The organism is Campylobacter sp. 1569 (assembly GCF_024723675.1).
In the GTDB taxonomy this organism is placed as follows: Bacteria; Campylobacterota; Campylobacteria; order Campylobacterales; family Campylobacteraceae; genus Campylobacter_D; species Campylobacter_D jejuni_C.
In genome coordinates this window covers 1-8480 of record NZ_JANQDB010000024.1, presented here as the reverse complement: position 1 = coordinate 8480, position 8480 = coordinate 1, and the positions used below count along the sequence as shown (strand labels likewise).

The 8480-nt window shown below is 26.5% G+C and carries 10 protein-coding genes and 1 pseudogene; 1 reads left to right on the top strand and 10 read right to left on the bottom strand.

Going from position 1 to position 8480, the window contains the following annotated elements:
* Nucleotides 1-675 (top strand): annotated as a pseudogene (locus CAMP5060_RS07845) (glycosyltransferase family 2 protein); the annotation flags it as partial.
* Here CAMP5060_RS07845 and CAMP5060_RS07840 read toward each other — a convergent pair.
* From CAMP5060_RS07840 to CAMP5060_RS07795, 10 genes are read right to left on the bottom strand one after another with little or no spacing between them, the layout of a single operon-like run.
* Nucleotides 656-1741 (bottom strand): DegT/DnrJ/EryC1/StrS family aminotransferase, encoded by a 1086-nt coding sequence (locus CAMP5060_RS07840; protein ID WP_214118372.1) that lies wholly within the window; start codon nucleotides 1739-1741, stop codon nucleotides 656-658. The pseudogene CAMP5060_RS07845 and the gene CAMP5060_RS07840 sit on opposite strands and share 20 nt — an antisense overlap.
* Before the next feature lie 4 nt (nucleotides 1742-1745).
* Complete coding sequence (locus tag CAMP5060_RS07835) at nucleotides 1746-2810, bottom strand: glycosyltransferase family 2 protein (protein WP_337218182.1); 1065 nt, start codon at nucleotides 2808-2810, stop codon at nucleotides 1746-1748.
* Entirely contained in the window at nucleotides 2810-3811 is a 1002-nt protein-coding gene (locus CAMP5060_RS07830; RefSeq protein WP_337218181.1) for a glycosyltransferase family 2 protein, read from the bottom strand. Before CAMP5060_RS07830 ends, CAMP5060_RS07835 begins: the two co-directional genes overlap by 1 nt.
* A complete protein-coding gene (locus CAMP5060_RS07825; RefSeq protein ID WP_337218180.1) occupies nucleotides 3808-4284 on the bottom strand; it encodes an N-acetyltransferase in 477 nt (158 codons plus the stop codon). The genes CAMP5060_RS07830 and CAMP5060_RS07825 overlap by 4 nt, the downstream gene beginning before the upstream one ends.
* Nucleotides 4281-4682, bottom strand: a complete 402-nt coding sequence (locus CAMP5060_RS07820; RefSeq protein WP_337218179.1) for a sugar 3,4-ketoisomerase — start codon at nucleotides 4680-4682, stop codon at nucleotides 4281-4283. The genes CAMP5060_RS07825 and CAMP5060_RS07820 overlap by 4 nt, the downstream gene beginning before the upstream one ends.
* A gap of 21 nt (nucleotides 4683-4703) precedes the next feature.
* Nucleotides 4704-5114 carry a sugar 3,4-ketoisomerase gene (locus CAMP5060_RS07815; RefSeq protein ID WP_337218178.1) on the bottom strand — a complete coding sequence of 137 codons (411 nt, stop codon included), beginning with the start codon at nucleotides 5112-5114 and terminating at the stop codon, nucleotides 4704-4706.
* Between the two features lie 2 nt (nucleotides 5115-5116).
* The gene (locus CAMP5060_RS07810; protein WP_337218177.1) at nucleotides 5117-5695 is read right to left on the bottom strand and encodes an acyltransferase; all 579 of its coding nucleotides are present in this window, start codon (nucleotides 5693-5695) and stop codon (nucleotides 5117-5119) included.
* The gene (gene rfbB / locus CAMP5060_RS07805) at nucleotides 5692-6726 is read right to left on the bottom strand and encodes a dTDP-glucose 4,6-dehydratase (protein ID WP_337218176.1); all 1035 of its coding nucleotides are present in this window, start codon (nucleotides 6724-6726) and stop codon (nucleotides 5692-5694) included. The genes CAMP5060_RS07810 and rfbB overlap by 4 nt, the downstream gene beginning before the upstream one ends.
* Nucleotides 6727-7602, bottom strand: coding sequence for a glucose-1-phosphate thymidylyltransferase RfbA (gene rfbA / locus CAMP5060_RS07800; RefSeq protein WP_337218175.1), 876 nt, complete (start codon nucleotides 7600-7602; stop codon nucleotides 6727-6729).
* Nucleotides 7603-7619: 17 nt separating this feature from the next.
* Nucleotides 7620-8432, bottom strand: coding sequence for a glycosyltransferase family 2 protein (locus CAMP5060_RS07795; RefSeq protein WP_337218174.1), 813 nt, complete (start codon nucleotides 8430-8432; stop codon nucleotides 7620-7622).
* Nucleotides 8433-8480: the final 48 nt, after the last annotated feature.

Sequence of the window (8480 nt, the reverse complement as noted above, 5' to 3'; positions counted from 1 at the left end):
GAGGCAAAATACTATGAAATATCTTGTAAAAATCAAAGTCAAAGTAGTAGGCTAAAAGACATTAATATAAAACAAGAAAAAAAGATTACTTCGTTAGAATGGTTGCGATATTTAGCAAGAAGCAAGATGAAAGATTTTTCTTTTGTTTGTTCGGGTATGATAAATTTTAACCACATAAAAAATAAAAAAATAAAATTTAAAGATGGTATTTTTGCTGAAGATCATTTATTTGGAATTTTGCTTTTTTCGCAAGCTAAAAATATTTATGTTTACCCTAAAGTATTTTATTATTACAGAATTCGAACAAATTCATCAACAAATCAAGATAAGATAATTATTAAAGATAACATACTTCCTCATTTTAGAAATATATTAGATGCTTTTAATGGAGATGCATTTTTAGCAAAGGAATATTTTAGATATTCTAGTTGGGTGTTAATAGCCTTAGAGTTAATTAATTTTATTAGTTGTTACCCAGATAAAACAATTTCTTTATTTTTAAAAAAAGTGATTTTATATTTTTATATTAAAAATGCATTTAAGATTTGTAGTTTTAATAAAGATCCTTTAAAGGTAAAAGGAAAAGTTAATATATTAAAGGCCTATAAGAAAACAAAAATTCAATACATGTTTTTAAGACTATATTTAAAATATTTTAAAGCTCCCATTTGTTAAGAATCTTTATTATTTCTAAAATTTCATCTTGTGTCATCACAGGTGAAATTGGTATTGATAACACTTCATTGTGAATTTGTTCGGTTATAGGTAATGAAAGATTATTGAAATCTTTATAGCATTCTTGTTTATGCGGTGGTATAGGGTAATGGATGATTGTTTGTACATTGTTTTCGTTGAGATATTTTTGTAGTTTATCTCTAAACTTGGTTCTTATGACAAATAAATGCCATACATGATCGATGTCTATTTTAGGTAATATGATATTTTCATTTTTTATATTTTTCATGTAAAAATCGGCTATTTCTTTTCTTTTTTGATTGTCATCATCTAAGTGTTTTAATTTAATATCTAAAATTCCAGCTTGTAATTCATCAAGTCTTGAGTTTAAACCCGCATATAAGTTTTCATATTTTTTATGAGAACCATAGTTTGCTAAAGCTCGTATTTTACTAGCTAATAAATCATCATTTGTTGTAATACAACCTGCATCACCCAAAGCACCTAAATTTTTTCCAGGGTAAAATGAAAACCCTGCAGCACCACCCAAACTGCCAACTTTTTTTCCTTTAAAATTTGCTCCATGAGCTTGTGCGCAATCTTCTATGATTTTAAGATTGTATTTTTTTGCTAAAGCATATATTGGCTCCATATCACAAACTTGCCCATAAAGATGAACCACCATGATAGCTTTTGTTTTGTTTGTAATTTTTTCTTCGATTGATTTTGCATCTATATTATAAGTATTTATATCAGGTTCTATTAAAATCGGCTTGCAAAGATTATCAGTTATAGCTAATATAGAAGCAATGTAAGTATTTGCAGGAACTATGATTTCATCATCTTTGCTAAATTCATAAGCTTTGATGATAATTCTTAATGCATCAAGACCATTTGCAACGCCTATACAGTGTTTTACACCACAATATTTTGCAAAATTTGTTTCAAAATTTACACATTGCTTTCCTAATATATACCAGCCACTATTAATAACTTCATTTATTTTATCTTTTATTTCATCTTCAAATCTTGCATTAATTTTGTGTAGATCTAAAAAACTAATCATATCATCATCCTAGCAATAAAATACATATAAACATCAAAGTAATTATACTTAAAAATACAAGAGAATAATTAAAAAGCTTTTTATATTTTCTATATTTTTTCTCTACTCTATCATCATCACACAGGATAGATAAGGAGAGTAAATCTTTAAAGGTAAAATTATACTTTTCTAAAAGAATTTTAACATTGTTTTTATCGTTATAAAAATGCATTATTTTATGATAACCCCAATATTTTCTAGTTTTTTCTTGAGATTCTATCGCCATTCTTCCAAGAAAAAATTCTATGGTATTTTCAAAAGGCTCGATTTTTAATTTTTTAATTTCATCTTTGAAAATTTCTTTTAAAAATTCTATATCTTGAATTTTTAGAAATGAATCCATTAAAAGTTCTATCTCTAAATTTTCTCTAGCTTTTGTGGAAGCATTAGGTGTGCTTATATTTGCTTCATTAGCTCGAATTCTGTATTTTACTAAAGTTTCTTTTAAAAAATGGATTTTAGCTTTTTGATTAAGTAAACTTATATGCATTTGAGTATCTTGGTGATTGCATAGCGCATTTGGTAAAGGATAGATTTTTTTAAACACTTCTTTTTTTACGGCCATCCCTGGAGAAAAAAAACAATTCCCTTTAAAAAATAAATACCTTAAAGCTTCAAGATTTGATCTTTGAGTGATAAAACTTTTTGAAATTTCTATATTTTCATCATTTATAACACTCATACTAGGATATATTACATCTACTTCTAAAGAGTTAAAAATTTGATAAATCTTTTCCAAGGCATTTTTTTCTAACATATCATCACTTGCGCAAAATACTATATAATCTCCACTTGAATTTTCAAAAGCAGTATTTAAAGCCCTGTTTATACCTTGGTTAAAATTATGTTTTATGAGTTTTATTCTTGGATCTTGAAATTTTTGAATTTCTTTTACACTACCATCGCTTGAATAATCATCTACTATAATAAGTTCAAAATTCTCAAATTTTTGCTCTAAAATGCTTTGTATAAAATATTTAATATATTTTTCATGGTTAAAACAAGGTGTTATAATAGAAACTTTATTGATCATTTTTTTAATTTCTTATAATAAAATTTTAAATAATGAAAAAGAACAATAGCTTTACCAAATGCATCTTTTTCTTTTCTAATAAAATAATCTATAAATATTCTATATGGTTTTATAAGATTTAAATTTTCATTTAAATACATCTCAATTAATTCTTGCTCTTGTTTGCTGAGGTTGTTTTTGTTAATTAAATATTCTTCTTGCATATTATAGAATTGTTTTATTCTGAGTTGATTAATTTTACGAATAGTTTTTGAATCTAATTTCCATTTTTTTGCTAATTTTTCAACCATATATAGTGTTTTATGAATATTAAATTTTTTAGGTTTTAACTTATGAGTTATACTTTCATCGATTTGATGATAAATATATATACCATTTTTTGCAAAGGCTATTTTTTTAGAATTAAGAAGAAATTCTCTAACAGAATATTCATCTCCACTAATACCCTCTTCATAGAAACCTAACTTTTTAACAATATCAGTCCTATAAAACGCAAAAGTAGCTATATCCCAATCAATGCTTAGTTTAAATGCTTCTGTGCCAGTTAAAATTTTATCTTCGCTATTTGGAATGTTTTTAATTCCACAATACATATAGTTTTTATCTTGATTTTCTGGAAAAAAAATCAATGATCTAGGAATAATAGCATCTATGGAATAATTTTGCAAAGTTAATTCATTATATCTTGAAATGAAATCGCTTAATAAAACATCATTTATTTCATCGTCATGTCCCAATAAAAAAATAAAATCTCCAGTAACATGTTTTAATGCTAGATTTAATGCGGGTGCAGCCATACCACTATTGTTTTTTTTAAATACTTTTATTCTTGAATCTTGATTGGCAAAATTAATCAAAAGATTATATGTGTCATCAGTTGATCCATCATCTATACATATTAACTCCCAATTCTTATAATCTTGCTTTAAAACAGAAGTGATACTTCTATCTAGGTATTTTGAAGAATTATAACAAGGCATAAGAATTGAGATTTTCATTGTTTTTTAATCCCTTCTTTTTTAATTTGAATAGAATTTTGATTAATTTTACAATAGTATTTAGAATTATCATCAATATTTTTTGTAACAATAGAACCTGCTCCAACCATAGCATTTTCCCCTATGGTAACTCCAGGTAAGATAGTAGCATTTGCTCCAATGCTAGCGCCTTTTTTAATAATAGTTTTTAAAAATTCTTTAGGATATTGCTTTGATTTTGGATATTTATCATTGCAAAAGGTTACATTGGGTCCTATAAAAACATTATCTTCTATTTCTATACCATCCCAAATTTGTACCCCGCATTTTATAGTAACATTATTACCAATTTTTACATTATTCTCTATAAAACAATGTGAACATATATTGCAATTATCCCCAATAATGGCGTTTGGTAAAATTACACAAAACTGCCATATATTTGTATTAACTCCTATACTTTTACTTTGCACATCTGATAGAGAATGTATCACTTTGCAACCTTTAAAAATTTATCATAATTTCTTATATATTCTTTTTCATTATAAAAATCACTTGCTAGTACAAGCATTTTTGCCCCATAAGAAAAATTTTTCATCTCTCTCCATATATTTTTACCTATGTAAAGCCCTATATCAGGACGATTTAAGATTATATTTTGAGATATTTTACCATCATTTAATATAATCTCACATGATCCATCTATCATGATTAAAACTTGTTCTAAGTTTGTATGAGCATGAGCTCCTCTTGGAAATTCTGGCTTTGTATCAAAAATATAATATATTCTTTTTATTTCAAAAGGAATATTTTTTAAATTTTCAAGTGCTATTAAAGAGCCTCTTTTGTCAGTAATAGCTGAAAAATTTAAAATTTTATATTTTTCTTTCATGCTACATTTAGGATAGCATATTCATATCCCCCCCCCCGTATTTTTAGCTTTACAAAATTCATCATAATTATAAATATATTCATTTTTATCATAGTAAGTATTAGCTAGTACTAATAAAATGCAGTCTTTTGAAAAATCATACATTTGTTTCCACAACATTTTATCTAAAAACAATCCTTGTTTTGGATTGTTTAGTAAAAAAATATTTTGTTTGTTACCATCATCAATTTTTATCTTGCACTCTCCTTTTAGAGCAATAAAAAAGAATTGAGAATTTATGTTTGCGTGATTACCTCTAACGGTATTTTTTGGTACGTCAAAAATATAAAAAATTCTTTTTATTTCAAAAGGACAGTTGATATTCTTTTCACATGCTATTAATGTTGATTTTTTATCGTTGAAATATTCCAAGTCTATAAGTTTAAAAGTCATCTTTAATCCTCTTGAGATATGATTTTAATTAGTTTAGCAGGATTTCCACCTATTAAGGAATTTTCTTTAAATGATTTTGTAACCACGCTTGAATTTGCAACAACACAACCTTTTCCTAACTTAACTCCTTTTAGTATTGTTACATTATTTCCTATAAAACAGTCATCACCAATTATAATATCTGCACTTAAAATTTTTTCTGGATTATTACGATTATTAATAGTAATACCATGAAAATCTGAATTAATTGCTGAAAAATTTGTTCCTATTAAACACCTTTCGCCAATAATAATTTTATGCTTATAAGAAATTAAACTAAAGTTATTATTAAGATATGTATCTTTTTTAATGGTGCATGAGCCTAGATCTCTAACATCTATATGATTATAGCAAGAATAAAAATGTGGCGATGGAAAATATCCTAAATTAACGTTTTTTTCTATATTAATTTGCCCCATATTAAAACTTTGAAATAATGTTGGAGAATTTATTTTAAATTTACCCTTTATATGTATATTTGACAAAACATATCGATAGAATAGTATTCGGCATTTTTGATAAAATTTACCAATAAAGATCATTGAGCGTCCTTATATTTTTCTATATACCATTTTATAGTTTTTTTCAAGCCACTCTCAAAACTTTCTTTTGGTTTCCATTGTAAAGTATTTTTAAGCTTGCTTGAATCTATAGCATATCTTCTATCATGCCCAGCTCTATCTTTTACAAAAGAAATTTGTTCTTTATATGAGTGTTGTTTTGGTAAAATTGTATCTAAAAATGAGCAAATTTTATAAGCTATGTCTATATTTTGCCATTCTTCGTTTCCGCCTATATTGAATGTATCAAAAAAAGTGTTTTCAGAATTTTTTAAAGCATAGTGTAAAATTTGCTCTATAGCTTCGCAATGATCTTGTACAAAAAGCCAATCTCGGATATTTTTACCATCTCCATATATTGGGATAGAGTTATCATTTAATGCATTTCTTATGATGGTTGGTATGAGTTTTTCATCGTGTTGATTCGGGCCATAGTTGTTAGAACAATTTGAGATTATAGTATTTAATCCATAAGTATGATGATAACTTCTTACGAGCATATCTGAGCTTGCTTTAGAGGCAGAATAAGGCGAATTTGGAGCATATGATGTTTTTTCTGTAAAATAACCATCTTCTCCAAGACTTCCAAAAACCTCATCTGTGCTAATATGATAAAAAAGAGTTTTGTTAAATTTTGGATTTTTCATAAATGGCTCTAAAAACCAATGTTTGTAGGCATTGTGTAAAAGATTAAAAGTTCCATTGATATTGGTTTTTATAAAAATATCAGGATTTTGTATGGAATTATCTACATGTGATTCTGCTGCAAAATGAATAACTATATTAATAGAATGTTTTTGAAAAATATCACGGACTAGTTGTTGATCGCAAATATCTCCCTTGTAAAAAGTATAGTTAGGATGATTGCTACTTATTTGAAGGTTTTGTAAATTTGCTGCGTAAGTTAATAAATCAAGATTGATGATTTTATCTTTTGGATGATGTTGTAAATAATGATTTATAAAATTACTCCCTATAAAACCCGCTCCACCGGTAATTAAGATATTATTCATTTAAAAACCTTGTAAAATTTTTTGAAGATAGTTTCCATAGCCACTTTTTTCTAATAATTTAGCTCGTTTTAAAAGCTTAGCCTCATCAATCCACCCATTTCTAAAGGCTATTTCTTCTAAGCAGGCTATTTTATAACCTTGTCTTAATTCTATTGTTTGCACAAAAGAGCTTGCTTCTATGAGACTATCATGTGTTCCGGTATCAACCCAAGCAAAACCCCTTCCTAGAATTTGAGATTTTAGTTTTTTTAGTTTTAAATACTCTATATTTACATCAGTTATTTCTAGTTCGCCTCTTTGACTTGGTTTGATATTTTTAGCTATGTCTATAGCTTGATTATCATAAAAATATAATCCTGTAACAGCATAGTTGCTCTTAGGTTGGTGAGGTTTTTCTTCTATACTTAAAACTTCTCCATTTTTAGAAATTTCTGCCACCCCAAAACGCTCTGGATCTTTTACATGATATGAAAATATACTTGCATAATGATTTTTTGCATCTTCTTTTGCGGTTTTAAGTATATCTGTAAAGCCTTGTCCGTAAAAGATATTATCTCCTAAAATTAAAGCTATGTCATCATTTTTTACAAAATCACTAGCAAGTATTAAGCCTTGTGCTAATCCTTCGGGCTTTTCTTGAATGCAATAGGATATATCCATCCCAAGCCATGATCCATCTTGAAAAAGTTCTTGAAATTTTACTATGTCTTTTGGTGTAGATATAATTAAAACTTCTTGAATTTGAGCAAGCATTAACACTGAAAGTGGATAATAAATCATAGGTTTATCATAGATTGGAAGTAATTGTTTACATAAAGTTAAAGTACTAGGATATAGTCTTGTTCCAGAGCCACCTGCAAGTATAATTCCTTTCATGTCTTTCCTTAGATGCATCAGTTTTTACTTGTATGATATAAAAAATTTTTTTCTTTTACTAAAACTTCTAATATTTTTTCATTAAAATACTTATATGGAAAAATATTAGCTAATTTTTTAATGTATTTTAAACTTTGTTTTTTATGCTTGTAATTTTGCCATAAAATTCCTTTATTTTTGTTTTCATATCTACCATTTTCATTAAATTCATAGCGGTATATACATTCTCGCGATACAAAAAAACTCTCACTAATTATAAAATTTATATAATTAAAAAGCACATCTTCCCCATAGCAAAGTCTTTCTTTGAAATCAACATATTCAAAACTTTTTAAAATCAAATTTTTTCTATATACTTTTGCCCAAACACTCCAGCAAAAATGCTTTTGATTGAGTAAGAAATTTAAAAAATCATCTTTATTAAAATATTCATCTTGTTTAAATCTATAAAATTTCTTAAATTTCACCCTATGTACATACGCATCGAATACTACCATATCTACATTTTTAATTTTTTCAAGCCCAAGCTCACAAGCATTAAGCTCTAAATAATCATCAGGATCTAAAAACATTATAAAATCTGATTTTGCATTTAATACACCTATATTTCTACTAGCAAAGGTTCCTAAATTTTCTTCATTATGTATGATTTTTATTCTATCATCTTTACTAGCATATTCTTTAGCTACATCTATACTTTTATCATTTCCAAGGTCATCTACTACAATGATTTCTATATCTTTAAAAGTTTGGTTAATACAACTTTCTAATGCTCTAGCTATATATTTTTCCACATTATAAGTTGGTAGTATGATGGAAATTTGACTCATGTTAACTCTTTAAGTAAAGTGATGATACAATTATAGCTTTTATTTTCA